The sequence below is a fragment of the Janibacter sp. YB324 genome, assembly GCF_014217915.1.
GTDB classification, from domain to species: Bacteria; Actinomycetota; Actinomycetes; order Actinomycetales; family Dermatophilaceae; genus Janibacter; species Janibacter indicus.
Genome location: NZ_CP060120.1, coordinates 2945753 through 2960059 on the forward strand (window position 1 = coordinate 2945753; position 14307 = coordinate 2960059).

The 14307-nt window shown below is 71.8% G+C and carries 15 protein-coding genes; 9 read left to right on the top strand and 6 right to left on the bottom strand.

The genetic code is table 11. From position 1 onward, the window contains the following. Window positions 1-32 precede the first annotated feature (32 nt). Complete coding sequence (locus H7A72_RS14490; RefSeq protein WP_200811136.1) at window positions 33-188, bottom strand: transglycosylase family protein; 156 nt, start codon at window positions 186-188, stop codon at window positions 33-35. A gap of 219 nt (window positions 189-407) precedes the next feature. Here H7A72_RS14490 and purB point away from each other — a divergent pair, with 219 nt between their 5' ends. Beyond that, complete coding sequence (purB, locus tag H7A72_RS14495) at window positions 408-1817, top strand: adenylosuccinate lyase (protein ID WP_084449904.1); 1410 nt, start codon at window positions 408-410, stop codon at window positions 1815-1817. Between the two features lie 27 nt (window positions 1818-1844). Here the strand turns inward: purB and H7A72_RS14500 are convergent, their stop codons facing one another. The 4 genes from H7A72_RS14500 to H7A72_RS14515 all read right to left on the bottom strand — a co-directional run bounded on the left by H7A72_RS14500 (window position 1845) and on the right by H7A72_RS14515 (window position 6520). Then, window positions 1845-3956, bottom strand: a complete 2112-nt coding sequence (locus H7A72_RS14500; protein WP_084449806.1) for an MMPL family transporter — start codon at window positions 3954-3956, stop codon at window positions 1845-1847. Window positions 3957-4045: 89 nt separating this feature from the next. Then, the gene (locus tag H7A72_RS14505) at window positions 4046-5116 is read right to left on the bottom strand and encodes an SGNH/GDSL hydrolase family protein (protein ID WP_084449805.1); all 1071 of its coding nucleotides are present in this window, start codon (window positions 5114-5116) and stop codon (window positions 4046-4048) included. A 143-nt stretch (window positions 5117-5259) separates the two neighbouring features. After that, window positions 5260-6114: a transglutaminase family protein gene (locus tag H7A72_RS14510; protein ID WP_084449804.1), complete on the bottom strand. Its 855-nt coding sequence runs from the start codon at window positions 6112-6114 to the stop codon at window positions 5260-5262. Window positions 6115-6169: 55 nt separating this feature from the next. Continuing rightward, a complete protein-coding gene (locus tag H7A72_RS14515) occupies window positions 6170-6520 on the bottom strand; it encodes a helix-turn-helix transcriptional regulator (RefSeq protein WP_084449803.1) in 351 nt (116 codons plus the stop codon). An 83-nt stretch (window positions 6521-6603) separates the two neighbouring features. Here H7A72_RS14515 and arsM point away from each other — a divergent pair, with 83 nt between their 5' ends. From arsM to H7A72_RS14530, 3 genes are read left to right on the top strand one after another with little or no spacing between them, the layout of a single operon-like run. Continuing rightward, on the top strand, window positions 6604-7443 hold the full coding sequence (gene arsM / locus H7A72_RS14520) for an arsenite methyltransferase (protein ID WP_223277664.1): 840 nt from the start codon (window positions 6604-6606) through the stop codon (window positions 7441-7443). Then, a complete protein-coding gene (gene arsB, locus H7A72_RS14525; RefSeq protein ID WP_084449802.1) occupies window positions 7440-8525 on the top strand; it encodes an ACR3 family arsenite efflux transporter in 1086 nt (361 codons plus the stop codon). Before arsM ends, arsB begins: the two co-directional genes overlap by 4 nt. Next, window positions 8522-8923, top strand: a complete 402-nt coding sequence (locus H7A72_RS14530; protein WP_084449801.1) for an arsenate reductase ArsC — start codon at window positions 8522-8524, stop codon at window positions 8921-8923. Before arsB ends, H7A72_RS14530 begins: the two co-directional genes overlap by 4 nt. A gap of 72 nt (window positions 8924-8995) precedes the next feature. On the opposite strand, the gene H7A72_RS14535 is transcribed toward H7A72_RS14530, so the two are convergent. Further along, window positions 8996-9532: a YbaK/EbsC family protein gene (locus H7A72_RS14535; RefSeq protein ID WP_185220966.1), complete on the bottom strand. Its 537-nt coding sequence runs from the start codon at window positions 9530-9532 to the stop codon at window positions 8996-8998. A 58-nt stretch (window positions 9533-9590) separates the two neighbouring features. On the opposite strand from H7A72_RS14535, the gene H7A72_RS14540 reads away from it, so the two are divergent. From H7A72_RS14540 to mftC, 5 genes are all read left to right on the top strand, one after another. Continuing rightward, window positions 9591-10799, top strand: a complete 1209-nt coding sequence (locus H7A72_RS14540) for a transcriptional regulator (protein WP_185220967.1) — start codon at window positions 9591-9593, stop codon at window positions 10797-10799. Window positions 10800-10816: 17 nt separating this feature from the next. Continuing rightward, entirely contained in the window at window positions 10817-12481 is a 1665-nt protein-coding gene (gene pgm, locus H7A72_RS14545; RefSeq protein WP_185220968.1) for a phosphoglucomutase (alpha-D-glucose-1,6-bisphosphate-dependent), read from the top strand. Between the two features lie 115 nt (window positions 12482-12596). Next, window positions 12597-12704: a mycofactocin precursor MftA gene (mftA, locus tag H7A72_RS14550; protein WP_082807721.1), complete on the top strand. Its 108-nt coding sequence runs from the start codon at window positions 12597-12599 to the stop codon at window positions 12702-12704. Window positions 12705-12762: 58 nt separating this feature from the next. After that, entirely contained in the window at window positions 12763-13023 is a 261-nt protein-coding gene (gene mftB / locus H7A72_RS14555; RefSeq protein ID WP_223277665.1) for a mycofactocin biosynthesis chaperone MftB, read from the top strand. Window positions 13024-13032: 9 nt separating this feature from the next. Further along, a complete protein-coding gene (gene mftC / locus H7A72_RS14560; protein WP_068328741.1) occupies window positions 13033-14295 on the top strand; it encodes a mycofactocin radical SAM maturase in 1263 nt (420 codons plus the stop codon). Window positions 14296-14307 lie beyond the last annotated feature (12 nt).

The window sequence follows — 14307 nt, forward strand, 5'->3', positions numbered from 1 at the left end:
GGGGCGCTGGTCAGGCGCCGAGCCGGTGCCCGTCAGGCACCGTTGGTGGCGGTCAGGCCCGCCTTGACCGAGCAGACCGGCCAAGCGCCTGGGCCCTGGCCCTCGAGGACCTTCTGGGCGATCTCGACCTGCTGCTCCGGCGTGGCCTGGGCGGCGCGGCGGGTGGTGCTGTGACGGGTGGTGGCCATGGTGATGACTCCTCCTCCTCGTCTCGTGGCGCGGCCCGCCGAGGGCCACGAGCGGTCGATCCTGACCGCATCGGTCACCCCGGCGGTCCGACCACCGGGCGTCGCCCACCGTAAGCACACCACCCGGCCAGGTCTCAAATCGGTAACGGCGACGAAGGGGGTGCCCGTCACCTGAGCGAGGTGACGGGCACCCCCTTCTCCAGTGGGAGGATGGGCGCCATGCAGAGCCTTGCTGACGCCACTCCCCAGATCGCCCTGGGCGCGCTCGACGGCCGCTACCGGCCCGCCGTCTCGCCGCTCATCGACTACCTGAGCGAGCCCGCGCTCAACCGCATGCGGGTCCACGTCGAGGTCGAGTGGCTGATCCACCTGACCTCCCGCCAGGTCGTGCCCGGCGTGCGGCAGCTCACCGACGACGAGCAGGCGGCCCTGCGCCGGGTCGTCGAGGACTTCGGCCCTGACGCGATCGCCGAGCTCGCGGCGACCGAAAAGGTCACCCAGCACGACGTCAAGGCCGTCGAGTACTACCTCAAGGAGCGGCTCGCGCAGATCGCCCCGGCCCCCGAGGACAAGGGTCTGGCCGAGCTGATCCACTTCTGCTGCACGAGCGAGGACATCAACAACCTCTCCTACGCCCTCATGGTCCAGGGCGCTGTCGAGGAGGTCTGGCTGCCGCGCGCCGACGCGCTCGCCGAGGCGGTCGCGTCGATGGCCGACGAGCTGCGCGACGTGCCGCTGCTGGCGCACACCCACGGTCAGCCGGCGACGCCGACGACCATGGGCAAGGAGCTGGCCGTCCTGGCGCACCGCCTGATGCGCCAGCTGAAGCGGATCCAGCAGGACGAGTACCTCGGCAAGATCAACGGCGCGACCGGCACCTTCGGTGCACACCTGGCGGCCGTGCCCGAGGCCGACTGGCTGGAGATCTCGCAGTCCTTCGTCGAGGGCCTCGGCCTGACGTGGAACCCCCTCACGACGCAGATCGAGTCGCACGACTGGCAGGCGGAGATCTACGCCGACATCGCCCGCTACAACCGCGTGCTGCACAACCTGTGCACCGACGTGTGGAGCTACATCTCGATGGGCTACTTCGCGCAGGTGCGCGGCCAGGGCACCGTCGGCTCGAGCACCATGCCGCACAAGGTCAACCCGATCCGCTTCGAAAATGCCGAGGCCAACCTCGAGGTGAGCAATGCACTCCTCGACGTCCTCGCGAGCACCCTCGTCACCTCGCGGCTGCAGCGCGACCTCACCGACAGCTCGATGCAGCGCAACATCGGCACGGCGCTCGGCCACTCCCTCCTCGCGATCGACAACGCAGGCCGCGGTCTGGCCGGGCTCGACGCCGTGCCCGAGGCGATGGCCGCCGACCTCGACCGCAACTGGGAGGTGCTCGGCGAGCCGATCCAGTCGGTGATGCGGGCCCTCGGCGCGCAGGGCGTGCCCGGCATGGAGGAGCCTTACGAGCGGCTCAAGGAGCTCACCCGCGGGCAGCGCATCGGCCAGCCGGAGCTCGTCGGGTTCGTCCGCGGGCTGGGCCTGCCGGCCGACGTCGAGGAGCGCGTCGCGGCGATGACCCCCGCGACCTACACCGGCATCGCGCCCCAGCTGGTCGACCTGCTGGACTGAGCTCCTCCCGGCACGGGGCGCAGCGGGTCAGCGCGGCTCGTCGTCGGCCATCCGCCCGGACCCGGGCCACCAGATGCGGTTGCCCAGGTCCGCGGCCAGCGCCGGCACGAGGACCGAGCGGGTGACGATCGTGTCGAGGAGCACCCCGAAGGCGACGATGAAGGCGATCTGCGCGAGGAAGAGCAGCGGGATCACCCACAGCGCGGAGAAGGTCGCCGCCAGGACGACGCCGGCGCTGGTGATGACCCCACCCGTGACCGCGACGGCGCGGCGCACGCCGCGGCGGGTCCCGACGTGCAACGACTCCTCCCTGGCCCTCGTCATGAGGAAGATCGAGTAGTCCACGGCGAGGGCGACGAGGAAGACGAACCCGAGGACGGGCGTCGAGGGGTCGGCGCCGGGCTGGTCGAGGACCCGGGTGAAGAGGATCGCCGAGACGCCCAGGGTCGCGGCGAAGGTCAGCACGTTGACCGCCACGAGCAGCACGGCCGCGGCGACGGAGCGCAGCAGGGCCATGAGGATGAGGGTGACGACGAGCAGGATCGCGGGCACGACGACCCGGTAGTCGCGCGTGCTCGCGTCGTCGGTGTCGACCGAGGTCGCGGTCGCGCCACCGACGATGATGCCGGGATCGACCGCGTGGAGCTCGTCGCGCAGGTCGCGCACGACCTCGCGGGCCTCCGGCGACTCCGACCCGACGGTCAGGGTGGCCGAGAGCAGGGTCGAGCCCGATCCGGACGTGGACTCCCGCGACTCGACCCGGCCGGCGACGTCGTCGTGGTCGGCGAGGACTCCCTGCGCCTCGCGGACGCTCGCGTCGGGGACGACGACCTGCACGGGCTGCTGGTCACCGCCGTCGAAGTGCCGGTCGAGGACACCCTGCCCGTCGACGGACTCCACATCGGTGGTGAAGAACTGCGCCTGGGAGATGCCCTGGGTCGGGAAGGTCAGCGCGGCAGCCGCGGCGACGAGCAGCACGGCGGTGGTGACCACCCAGGTGGCGCGCGGGCGGGCCGTGACCCGACGCGCCACGCCGGACCACAGCCGGTGCTGCGGTCGGGACCCCCGACGCGGCACCGACGGCCAGAAGGCGGCCCGACCGAGCAGGGCCAGGGCCGCGGGCAGCAGGGTGAGCGAGGCGACCATGGCGCCGGCGATGCCGAGGGCACCGACGGGCCCCAGGCCCGAGATGTTGCCGAGGTCGGACAGCAGCAGGCACAGCAGACCGGCGATGACGGTGCCGCCGCTGGCGGCGACCGGGCCGAGGGTCTGGCGCCACGCGATGCGCAGCGCCGGCAGGGGATCGGCCGCGTGCAGCTCCTCCCGGTAGCGGGCGACGAGCAGCAGCGAGTAGTCCGTCGCGGCGCCGACGACGAGGATGAAGAGGATCCCCTGGCTCTGCCCGGACAGCTGGATCCACTCGGCCGCGGCCATCGGGTGGATGACCAGGGCAGCGAGCGCCAGCCCGAAGATGCTCGTCAGGAGCACGACGAAGGGGAGGACGGGGCTGCGGTAGACGACGAGCAGGATGACGAGCACGACGACGAGCGTGACGAGGAGCAGCAGACCATCGATCCCCGCGAAGGCCTCGCCGAGGTCGGCGGCGAACCCCGCGGGACCGGTCACCGACACCTGCGCCCCGTCGACGTCAGGAGCAAGGTCACCGCGCAGGTCGTCGACGACCAGGTCGGAAATGGCCGTCTCGTCGACGGTCTCCTCGACGGCAGCCGCGTCGAGAGCCAGGACGACGATCGCCGCGTCGCCGTCCTCCGACGGGATCACCGGGATGCGTTGCGCCGCAAGGTAGTCCGACACCGTGCCCGGCACTGAGTCGAGCTGCTGCCGCGGCAGCTGCTTGGCCCAGGCGCCGAGCTCCGCCAGCTGCTGGCGGTCCAACCCGTCGGCTGACTCCACCGCCACGATGAGCGGCAGGGTCGCGTCGGCCTCGAAGTCGGGGAGCTGCTCGGCCACCCGGGTCGACTCGGCCTCCTGGGGCAGGAAGGAAGCCTGGTCGTTGTCCTGCACGCTCGACAGCTGGCCGACGAGCGGGCCACCCACCGCCGCCACGACAAACCAGAGCACGATGACGAGGCCGGCGAGGAGTCGGGGGACGACTCCGGACCGCGAGAGGGAGGGCATGGCCAAACCTTAGACGAACATTGAACAATCCTCCACGGCGCCAGCGCGGTGACCGGGGGGCCTCGCGATCGACCCACTCGGGGGCTGGGTCAACGCATCGCGTCGGCGAGCGCCAGCGCGCTCGCACCCCAGCCCGCGGCCGTCGGGTGGACGAACTCCTTGAGCTCACGCCCCGGCGCGAGGACCGGGACCAGCCAGGCATTGCTGTTGTTCGCGACGACGTGCGGGTCGATACCGTGCGTGTAGCCGCCCCAGTCACGCTTGACGTCGACGAAGGTGAACCCGCCCTGACCACCGTTGGCTCGTGACAGCTCGGCCATCGCCGCCCGCTGCAGGGTGTCGCCGCGCAGCTGCATCCGCGAGAGCTCTTGCCCGGCGTCGTAGGTCGAGCTCAGGCGGAAGCTGCCGGTGTTGATCAGGTGCGGGTACCCCAGCAGGTAGACGTGCGCACGCCCGCCGGAGCGGTCGTGGACCGCCTGCAGCGCCTCTACGAGCCGGGGCTTCAGCGACGTCAGCTCGACGTTTGCCGCGTCGATGCGGGCCTTGCAGCTTCCCGCCGCGCGCAGCACGAGGCAGTCGATGACGATCGAGGTGAAGCCCACGTCGTTGCCGCCCGTGGTGACGAAGACGGCGTCCGTCGAACGGTCGACCGCGTCGATCTGCGGTGCGGCCTGCAGCTGGCAGCGGACCGTCGCGGTGTAGAGATCGCCCGCCGACGCGCTCGAGCTGAGGGTGTAGACGTAGGAGAAGTCCGGCTGGGCGGGAGTGCCGCAGAGGTGGTCCGCCTTCGCCCTCGCCAGCCACTGGACCCGGGCATCGACGGCCCCGACCGGGATCCGGTAGGTGCGCGTGCGCCACGACGGCGACCCGATGTCGCGCGGCTGGAGGATGTCTGCGGTCACGCCACCGCTGCACGCCGCATTGGTGTAGGTCGCGCCCTTGAGCTGCGCGACCCGAGCGCCGTAGTTGTTCGGCGAGCGCCAGCACGACTTCTCCTCGTAGCTGCCCGCGCCGTTGCCCGAGGAGAAGGAGTCGCCGAGCTGGACGAAGTGCTGGCGCGACTCGGCCGGGGCGCTTGGAGCGGCGTTCGAGGGACCCGCACCGACGGTGGCGGCCGCGGCCGCAACGACGGTGACGATGGACAAGGTGCGAGCGCGCATGGCGTCCTCCCGGGCAGAGCCGGTCGCCGTCGACCGGTGTTACTTCACAGTAACTTCCGGTCCGGTGACGCGCACGGCCAGGCGCACGACGTCCCGGGGCGCGGGAAGGTGCGGCCGGCCCCCCTTCGTCCGGGGCCGTGGGCTCAGGCCAGGCGCACGAGCGCTGAGGGGTCCTCCTGCGGGAGCCGGCCCTCGGTGAGCGCGGCGGTGACGACCTGACGGTTGAAGGTCGTACGGCCACCGCGCGTGGTGAGGAAGGCGGTGTCGGCCGCGTCGCGGCCGGTGGCGATGCGGACCATCGCCTCGCGGGGGGCCAGTCGGGTCGCGTCGACGATGTGCCACGCGTCGTCGACCCAGGCCTCGGCCACGGCGTGGAAGTCCATCGGCTGCAGCCCCGGGGCGTAGACCGAGACGAGCCGCGCGGGGGTGCCGAGCGCCCGCAGCAGGGCGACGACGACGTGCGCGAAGTCGCGGCACACCCCGGAGGCCTGGAGGATCGAGTCGACGGCGCCGTCGGTGCCCCGGCTCGACCCGGAGATGTAGGCCATGTGCGTGTTGACCCACTCGCCGACGGCATTGACCCGCTCGATCCCGGACTGGCTCGGGAAGAGTCGAGCAGCCATGGGGGCCAGTCGATCCGACTCGGCGTAGCGGCTCGGACGGGTGAAGACCCAGCGGTCGAAGTCGATCTCACGCCCCACCTGGTCACCGGTCGGCCTGGTGATGTCGACAACCGCGCGATAGGTCACCTCGAGCCAGCCGTCGCCCACCTCGTCGACGACGTGCAGCCGAGTGCCGTGGTTGCCGGCAAGCTCTCGCGCCTCGACCTGCTTGCCACCCGCGTGGATGAGGATCTCCTCCTCGAGGATGTCGTGCGCAGCGGACACGGCGAAAGAGAGGAGCGCCTCGCGGACTCCGGTCGTGCCGTAGGCGAACTTGGTCCCCACGGTGGCGGTGAGCGGCGTGGGGTCGGCGTCGACGATCGCGAGGTCGGTCATGGACCCATGGGACCGCGCCGGGGCGGCTGGCGTCAAAGCGAAGGGGGCGGGGGGCTCAGCCGGCGGGGGCGACCGCGAGCAGGGTCGACAGGGCGCCGAGGGCCTCGGGGTTGATCCAGTAGTAGACGAAGGTGCCGCGGCGCTCGCAGTCGACGAGCCCGGCCTCGCGCAGCAGCTTGAGGTGGTGCGAGATCGTGCCCGACGACAGGTCGAAGGCCGGGGTGATCTCGCAGACGCACAGCTCGGGCTGCGCGGCGATCATCGAGACCATGCGCAGCCGGACCGGGTCGCCGAGCGCCTTGAAGACCGGCGCCAGACGGGCCGCGTCGGCCTCGGTGACGGGCGAGGTCGCCAGCCCGCAGCAGGTCACGGCCTGCTCACCGGGGACCGACTCGAGGATGCTCACGGGCTTATCTTGACATATCTCAAATCACCGGACCATGCTGGCCACGGCAGTTGATTCGACATCCATCGAAGCAGGAGCTTCTCGTGATCCCCACGATCCCCACCCGCGACGCCGTGCGCGAGCGCTATGCCGCTGCCGCCCGATCTCACCTCACGGGAGACGCCGGCCCGTGCTGCAGCGGGTCCAGCCCCGGGGGCGAGCCCGACCCGATCACCGTCGGTCTCTACGAGGGGACGGACTCCCCTTCGGACGCGGCACTCGCAGCCTCGCTCGGGTGCGGCAACCCGACGGCCCTCGCCGACCTCTCCCCCGGCGAGGACGTCCTCGACCTGGGCTCCGGCGGCGGTCTCGACGTGCTGCTCTCCGCGCGCCGCGTCGGCCCCACCGGCACCGCGACCGGGCTCGACATGACTGACGAGATGCTCGAGCTCGCCCGCCGCAACCAGGCCGAGGCCGGCATCGCCAATGCGCGCTTCGTCCGTGGCCGGATCGAGGCCATCCCGCTCGATGACGCGAGCGTCGACGTCGTCATCTCCAACTGCGTCATCAACCTCAGCGCGGACAAGGACGCCGTGATCCGTGAGGCGCACCGCGTGCTGCGGCCGGGCGGACGCTTCGCCGTCGCCGACGTCGTCCTCCTCCGCGGGATCCCCGATGCGCTGCGCGGCATCGTCGGCCTGTGGACCGGCTGCATCTCCGGAGCCCTGCTCGACACGGCCTACGTCGAGCGGCTCACGGCGGTGGGCTTCACCGACGCCTCCGTGGAGATCACGCGCACCTACGGCCGCGACGACCTGCACCGCCTGTCCGGCCTCGTGGGCGACCAGCTGCCGCATGGCTGGACGCTCGAGCAGGTGGTCGACGCGCTCGACGGGTCCTTCGCCAGCGCCTTCGTCCGCGCGAGCAAGCCCGCCGAACAGTGAGCGTCGACACCGCGCCCGGACAGGCGCCCGCTCGCCTGTCGACCCTCGACCGGTGGCTGCCGGCGTGGATCGGGCTGGCGATGGTCGCCGGCCTCCTCCTCGGCCGGCTCGTCCCCGGCCTCGGCGACCTGCTGGGCGCCATCGAGGTCGACGGGATCTCGCTGCCGATCGCGCTCGGACTGCTCGTGATGATGTACCCCGTGCTCGCCAAGGTGCGCTACGACCGGCTCGACACCGTGACCTCCGACCGCCGCCTGCTCGGGTCCTCGCTGCTGCTCAACTGGCTCGTCGGACCGGCGCTGATGTTTGCCCTCGCCTGGACCCTCCTGCCCGACCTGCCCGAGTACCGCACCGGCCTGATCATCGTCGGACTCGCCCGCTGCATCGCCATGGTCATCATCTGGAACGACCTGGCCTGCGGCGACCGCGACGCCGCCGCCGTTCTCGTGGCACTCAACTCGCTCTTCCAGGTCGTCGCCTTCGCCGGGCTCGGCTGGTTCTACCTGTCGGTCCTGCCCGGCTGGCTCGGCCTCGAGCAGGCCGCCCTCGACGTCTCTGCGTGGCAGATCGCCAAGTCCGTCCTGATCTTCCTCGGCATCCCCCTGCTCGCCGGCTACCTCTCCCGTCGCGTCGGCGAGCGCCATTGGGGGCGAAGGGAGTACGAGGAGACCTTCCTGCCGAAGGTCGGGCCCTGGGCCCTCTACGGGTTGCTCTTCACCATCGTCGTGCTCTTCGCCCTGCAGGGCGAGGCCATCACCTCCCGGCCCCTCGACGTCGGCCGGATCGCCCTGCCGCTGCTCGCCTACTTCGCCCTGATGTGGGGTGCCGGCTACCTCCTCGGCCGGACCCTAGGCATGGGCTACGAGCGCACGACGACGCTCGCCTTCACCGCGGCGGGCAACAACTTCGAGCTCGCCATCGCCGTGGCCATCGCGACCTTCGGCGCGACGAGCGGCCAGGCCCTCGCCGGCGTCGTCGGGCCGCTCATCGAGGTCCCCGTCCTCGTCGGCCTGGTCTACGTCAGCCTCGCCCTTCGCACGCGCTTTCCCTCCCCTTCGCCCGACCTGCAGGAGGTCCGATGACCCCGTCCGTGCTCTACGTCTGCGTGCACAACGCCGGCCGCTCGCAGATGGCCGCGGCCTGGACCCGTGTGCTGTCCGGCGGCACCGTCGAGGTGCGCTCCGCCGGCTCCGCCCCCGCCGACTCGATCAACCCGGCCGTTCGCGCGGCGATGCTCGAAGAGGGCATCGACCTGTCCGCCGAGCGGCCCAAGGTCCTGACCACCGACGCGGTGCAGGCCAGCGACGTCGTCATCACGATGGGGTGCGGTGATGCCTGCCCGATCTTCCCCGGCAAGCGCTACGAGGACTGGCAGCTCGACGACCCCGCCGGCCAGGGTATCGAGGCCGTGCGGCCGATCCGCGACGAGATCCGGGGGCGGGTGCAGGAGCTGCTCGCCTCGCTCGGGATGGACGCGTGACGGGTCACTGACCGGGTCTCGAGGCTCAGCCGTGGACGGCCTCGCACCTCGACCAACGGTGGGTCGCGGACCTCAGCCGGTGGGCTGCGCCAGGGCGAGGACCTCGGCGCTCGGCAGCGCCGCGAGCTCGGCCGCGTCGACGAGCAGCTTGGAGCCGCGCACGCCCGAGCCGATGACGACCTCGCCGGCGGCAACGACCGCCTCGTCGACGAGCACGGGCCACCCCTCCGGCAGCCCGACGGGGGTGATGCCGCCGTACTCCATGCCGGTGACCTCGACGGCCTCGTCCATCGGGGCGAAGGAGATCTTGCGTGCGTCGACGTGCCGGCGCACGACGCCGTTGATGTCCGCCCGGTCCGTCGCGAGGACGAGGACGGCGGCGTGCCGGGTCTCCCCTCCCCTTCGGCCCGCGACGACGACGCAGTTGGCGGACAACTGCGGCGGCGACGCATAGGCCTCGCAGAAGGCGGCGGTGTCCGCCAGCTCGGGGTCGATCTCGGCCACGCGGGCCGAGGGGACCGCCGCGATCGCGGCGGCGACGGGCGCGGCGAGCAGGTCGGTGCGCTCGGCCGCCGGAGTCCAGGTCAGGGTGCCGGCTGCGGTGCTCATCCCTCGACTCTAGGCCCCGCCCGGCCTACCCTGACCGGGGAGCACGAGGAGGTGGCCGATGGTGGAGTCGGGTCGGCGGCGCACGCTGGAGCGCGCCTGGGAGCACTGGCGCGAGGGCAGTGCCCCCGAGCAGGTGCGCCCCGAGATCCTCTCGTCGTGGGAGCGGTCCGCCGAGCACCTGCCCGCCAGCGTCGACGCGGCCCCCCTGGCCGACGAAGGGGAGACCGCCAGCCTCTTCGCGGAGTCACCGCTGTCGGCCGCGGTCGCACGGCTCGAGGGGGCGCTGCGGTCCGCGGCCGAGGACGGCGACCTCGTCGTCGCTGTCACCGACCCCCAGACACGGATCCTGTGGACCTATGGCGGGCGGGTCATGCGCAGCGCTGCCGAGCAGGTCAACTTCGTCGCCGGCGGCCGGTGGGACGAGGGCAGCGTCGGGACCAATGCGCTCAACCTCGCGCTGCGCATGGACTCCGTCTCAACCGTCTTCGCCGCCGAGCACTACGCCCCGATCATCCACAACTGGGTCTGCTGGGCCGCGCCCGTGCACGACCCGGGGACCGGCGCCCAGCTCGGGGTCCTCGACCTGTCGACGACGTGGGACCGCAGCCACCCGATCGGCGCCGCGACCGCGCAGGCGCTCGCCCGGCTGCTCGAGACCGCGATCCCCGCCTCGTCCCTCGCCTCGACGCTGACCGTGCCCGCGCACCAGGGGCTGCACCTGCGCCTGCTGGGCGCGAGCGAGGTCCACCTCGACGGGTCGCGACTGCTGCTCACCCGCCGCCAGGTGGAGATCCTCGCGATCCTCGCCCTGCACCCCGAGGGGCTCTCGCTCGGCGAGCTGCACGCCCACCTCTACGGCGACGAGCGGGTGTCGACGAGCACCCTGAAGTCCGAGGTCAGCCAGCTGCGCTCCGCCCTCGGCGGCCGTCTGGCCTCCCGGCCCTATCGGCTCGACCTGCCCGTGACGAGCGATGTCGACGCGGTGCGGGCGGCGGTGCGCCGCAGCGATGCCCGCGCGGCCGTCGACGCCTACGGCGGCGACCTCGTCCCCGGCACCAGCTCGCCGCTGCTCACCGAGACCGCCGACTACCTCGCCGTCGCCGTCCGCGAGTGCCTGCTCACCGACCCCGATCCCTCGGCCGTGCTCGCCTACAGCGAGGTCGTGGCCGATGCCGAGGTGCTCCAGCGGGCGCTCGACGAGCTCGGCGAGGCTCGCCACCCGGCCACGGCGCCGCTCACCGCGCGGTTGGCGGCGGTGCTGCGGTAGGGCGGTAGCGTCGGGGCATGAGCGCAGCCGACCGCGCGGGCCAGCCCGCCCTGCCCGAGGACCTCATCGACGTCAGCCACGTCGTCACCGCCTACTACGCCGTGCAGCCCGACCCCGACGACGTCGACCAGCAGGTCGCCTTCGGCACGAGCGGGCACCGGGGCTCCTCGCTCACCGCGTCCTTCAACGAAGCCCACATCCTCGCCACGACCCAGGCGATCGTCGACCACCGCCGCGCGGCCGGCATCGACGGCCCGCTCTTCCTCGGCCGCGACACCCACGCCCTCTCCGAGCCGGCGTGGACCACCGCCCTCGAGGTCCTCGTCGCCGGCGGCGTCACCGTCCTCGTCGACTCCCGCGACGGCTACACCCCGACGCCCGCGATCTCGCACGCGATCCTCACGGCCAACCGGGGCAAGGACCTCACGGCGAAGGGGATGGGGCTGGCCGACGGCATCGTCGTCACGCCCTCGCACAACCCCCCGAGCGACGGCGGCTTCAAGTACAACCCACCGCACGGTGGCCCCGCCGACACCGACGTCACAAGCGCCATCGCGGACGCGGCCAATGCACACCTGCGCGATGGGCTGCGGCAGGTGCGGCGGACTCCCTTCGCCCGGGCCCGGGCCATCGCGACCGACCACGACTACCTCGACGCCTACGTCACCGACCTGCCCGATGTGGTCGACCTGCTACGGATCCGAGACGCCGGCGTGCGGATCGGTGCCGACCCGATGGGCGGCGCGGCCGTGCACTACTGGGGCGAGATCGGCGAGCGGCACGGCCTCGACCTCACGGTGGTCAACCCGCTCGTCGACCCGACGTGGCGGTTCATGACCCTCGACAAGGACGGCAGAATCCGGATGGACTGCAGCTCGCCGTCCGCGATGGCCAGCCTTGTCGCACAACGCGATCGGTACGACATCGCGACCGGCAACGACGCGGACTCCGACCGGCACGGCGTCGTCACGCCCGACGCCGGGCTGATGAACCCCAACCACTACCTCGCCGTCGCGATCCAGTACCTGCACGGCGGCGCGCGAGCGGGATGGACGAGCCGGCGCATCGGCAAGACGCTCGTGTCGAGCTCCATGATCGACCGCGTCGCGGCCGACCTCGGTATGGACCTGTGGGAGGTGCCGGTCGGCTTCAAGTGGTTCGTCCCCGGCCTGCTCGACGGGTCGGTCGGCTTCGGCGGCGAGGAGTCGGCCGGCGCCTCCTTCCTCCGCCACGACGGGTCGGTGTGGACCACTGACAAGGACGGCATCATCCTCGCTCTGCTCGCCTCCGAGATCCTCGCGACCACCGGTCGCTCCCCCAGCGAGCACTACGCCGATCTCGTCGCCCGCCACGGCGAGCCCGCCTACGCCCGCGTCGACGTCGACGCCCCCGCGACCCGCGAGCAGAAGGCTGCCCTCAAGGCCCTCACCCCGCCGGCCGCCGTCTCCGCGGACTCTTTGGCAGGAGAGGCGATCACGGCCACGCTCACCGAGGCCCCCGGCAACGGCGCGGCCATCGGTGGGCTCAAGGTCACCACCGAGTCGGCATGGTGTGCCGCGCGCCCGTCTGGCACCGAGGACGTCTACAAGATCTACGCCGAGTCCTTCCGCGGGCCCGAGCACCTGGCGCAGGTGCAGGCGGACGCCAGGGCCATCGTGGACGCGGCACTGGGCGGCGCCTGACCACCCGCCTGACCGACCCGGGCAGGCCACGGACTACCCGTTAGGGCAGTTACGGCCGTCCTCTCACGTCACTAACTTGGGCCGAACCAGACAGCGACGTCGGAAGGACAACACCATGGCAGACGAGCAGCACGACGGTCTCGAGCAAGACGCTCAGGTCGACGCAGTCGCCGATGACCTCGTGGAAGAGGTCTCCATCGACGGCATGTGCGGCGTCTACTGATCCGCGCCTCGACCAGAGATCGATGATCGCGATGAACGCGGAAACGCCACGGATGCTGATGCGGCCCTGGGAGCTGTCGGCATCCGTGGCGCTTCGCCCCGAACCCTTCGGGGCCCTGGCCTACAACTTCCACAACCGCAAGCTGTCCTTCCTCAAGCGACCGGAGCTCGTCCGCGTCGTGGAGCACCTCGCCGACCACCCGGACGTGCAGAGCACCCTGGTCGCCGAGGGCATCCCGCAGGAGCAGCACGACGGGTACCTGCGTGCGCTGCAGGGTCTTGCCGCCAACGGCATGATCCGCCCACGCACCGACTCCTGAGGAGCCAGCATGACCCTCACCACCGACCGACCCGCGGCCCGGCAGGCACCAGCCCGCCCCGAGGGCGGCACGCTCGTCGAGCAGTTCGAGTTCGGCCTCGACGCCCCGATCTGCCTGACCTGGGAGCTGACCTACGCCTGCAACCTCGAGTGCGCCCACTGCCTCTCCAGCTCGGGTCGGCGAGACCCGCGCGAGTTGAGCACCGAGCAGTGCAAGGCCGTCATCGACGAGTTGCAGCGGATGCAGGTCTTCTACGTCAACATCGGCGGTGGTGAGCCGACGATCCGCCCCGACTTCTGGGAGCTGCTCGAGTACGCGGTCGCCCACGACGTGGGCGTGAAGTTCTCGACGAACGGCGCCCGGATCACCCCCGAGCGCGCGGCCTTCCTCGCCGCGACCGACTACGTCGACGTACAGATCTCCCTCGACGGCGCGACCGCCGAGGTCAACGACTATGTCCGCGGCCCCGGCTCCTACGACATGGCGCTGCGTGCCCTCGACAACCTGCAGGCCGCCGGGTTCGGTGACGCCAAGATCTCCGTCGTCTGCACCCGACAGAACATCAGCCAGCTCGACGACTTCAAGGCCATCGCCGACCGCTACGGCGCCACGCTGCGCCTGACCCGGCTGCGTCCCTCGGGCCGCGGCGCCGACGTGTGGGACGAACTGCACCCGTTGCCGGAGCAGCAGCGGGTGCTCTACGACTGGCTCATGGCTCACGGAGAGGACGTGCTCACCGGCGACTCCTTCTTCCACCTTGCGGCCTTCGGCGAGTCCCTGCCCGGGCTCAACCTCTGCGGCGCCGGCCGCGTCGTCTGCCTCATCGACCCCGTCGGTGACGTCTACGCGTGCCCCTTCGCGATCCACGACCAGTTCCACGCCGGGAACCTGCTCACCGACGGCGGCTTCGGCGGGGTGTGGCGCGACTCCGAGCTCTTCCGCGAGCTGCGCTCCCCTCAGACCGGTGGCGCCTGCTCGAAGTGCGCCCACTTCGACAGCTGCCGCGGCGGCTGCATGGCCGCGAAGTTCTTCACCGGCCTGCCGCTCGACGGCCCCGACCCGGAGTGCGTCCAGGGCTACGGCGAGTCCGCCCTCTCGGGCGAGCGCACCGTGCCCGCCGCCAGCCAGGACCACTCCAAGGCCAACCCCACCCGCAACGAGCCCGTGATGCTCAAGCTCATGCGCCGCCGGCCCGAAGGGGAGACCGCTGCCCCGCCGCGTCCGGTCTCGCCGTGCGCCGAGAGCCCGCTCGCTGGCTTCGACCCTCGATGACGAGGACGAGAC

What these genes read in the sequence shown, in the direction of transcription:
- H7A72_RS14490 (WP_200811136.1), bottom strand. Translation starts at nt 188, where the DNA reads ATGGCCACCACCCGTCACAGCACCACCCGCCGCGCCGCCCAGGCCACG.
- purB (WP_084449904.1), top strand. Translation starts at nt 408, where the DNA reads ATGCAGAGCCTTGCTGACGCCACTCCCCAGATCGCCCTGGGCGCGCTC.
- H7A72_RS14500 (WP_084449806.1), bottom strand. Translation starts at nt 3,956, where the DNA reads ATGCCCTCCCTCTCGCGGTCCGGAGTCGTCCCCCGACTCCTCGCCGGC.
- H7A72_RS14505 (WP_084449805.1), bottom strand. Translation starts at nt 5,116, where the DNA reads ATGCGCGCTCGCACCTTGTCCATCGTCACCGTCGTTGCGGCCGCGGCC.
- H7A72_RS14510 (WP_084449804.1), bottom strand. Translation starts at nt 6,114, where the DNA reads ATGACCGACCTCGCGATCGTCGACGCCGACCCCACGCCGCTCACCGCC.
- H7A72_RS14530 (WP_084449801.1), top strand. Translation starts at nt 8,522, where the DNA reads ATGACCCCGTCCGTGCTCTACGTCTGCGTGCACAACGCCGGCCGCTCG.
- H7A72_RS14535 (WP_185220966.1), bottom strand. Translation starts at nt 9,532, where the DNA reads ATGAGCACCGCAGCCGGCACCCTGACCTGGACTCCGGCGGCCGAGCGC.
- H7A72_RS14540 (WP_185220967.1), top strand. Translation starts at nt 9,591, where the DNA reads ATGGTGGAGTCGGGTCGGCGGCGCACGCTGGAGCGCGCCTGGGAGCAC.
- pgm (WP_185220968.1), top strand. Translation starts at nt 10,817, where the DNA reads ATGAGCGCAGCCGACCGCGCGGGCCAGCCCGCCCTGCCCGAGGACCTC.
- mftA (WP_082807721.1), top strand. Translation starts at nt 12,597, where the DNA reads ATGGCAGACGAGCAGCACGACGGTCTCGAGCAAGACGCTCAGGTCGAC.
- mftB (WP_223277665.1), top strand. Translation starts at nt 12,763, where the DNA reads ATGCGGCCCTGGGAGCTGTCGGCATCCGTGGCGCTTCGCCCCGAACCC.
- mftC (WP_068328741.1), top strand. Translation starts at nt 13,033, where the DNA reads ATGACCCTCACCACCGACCGACCCGCGGCCCGGCAGGCACCAGCCCGC.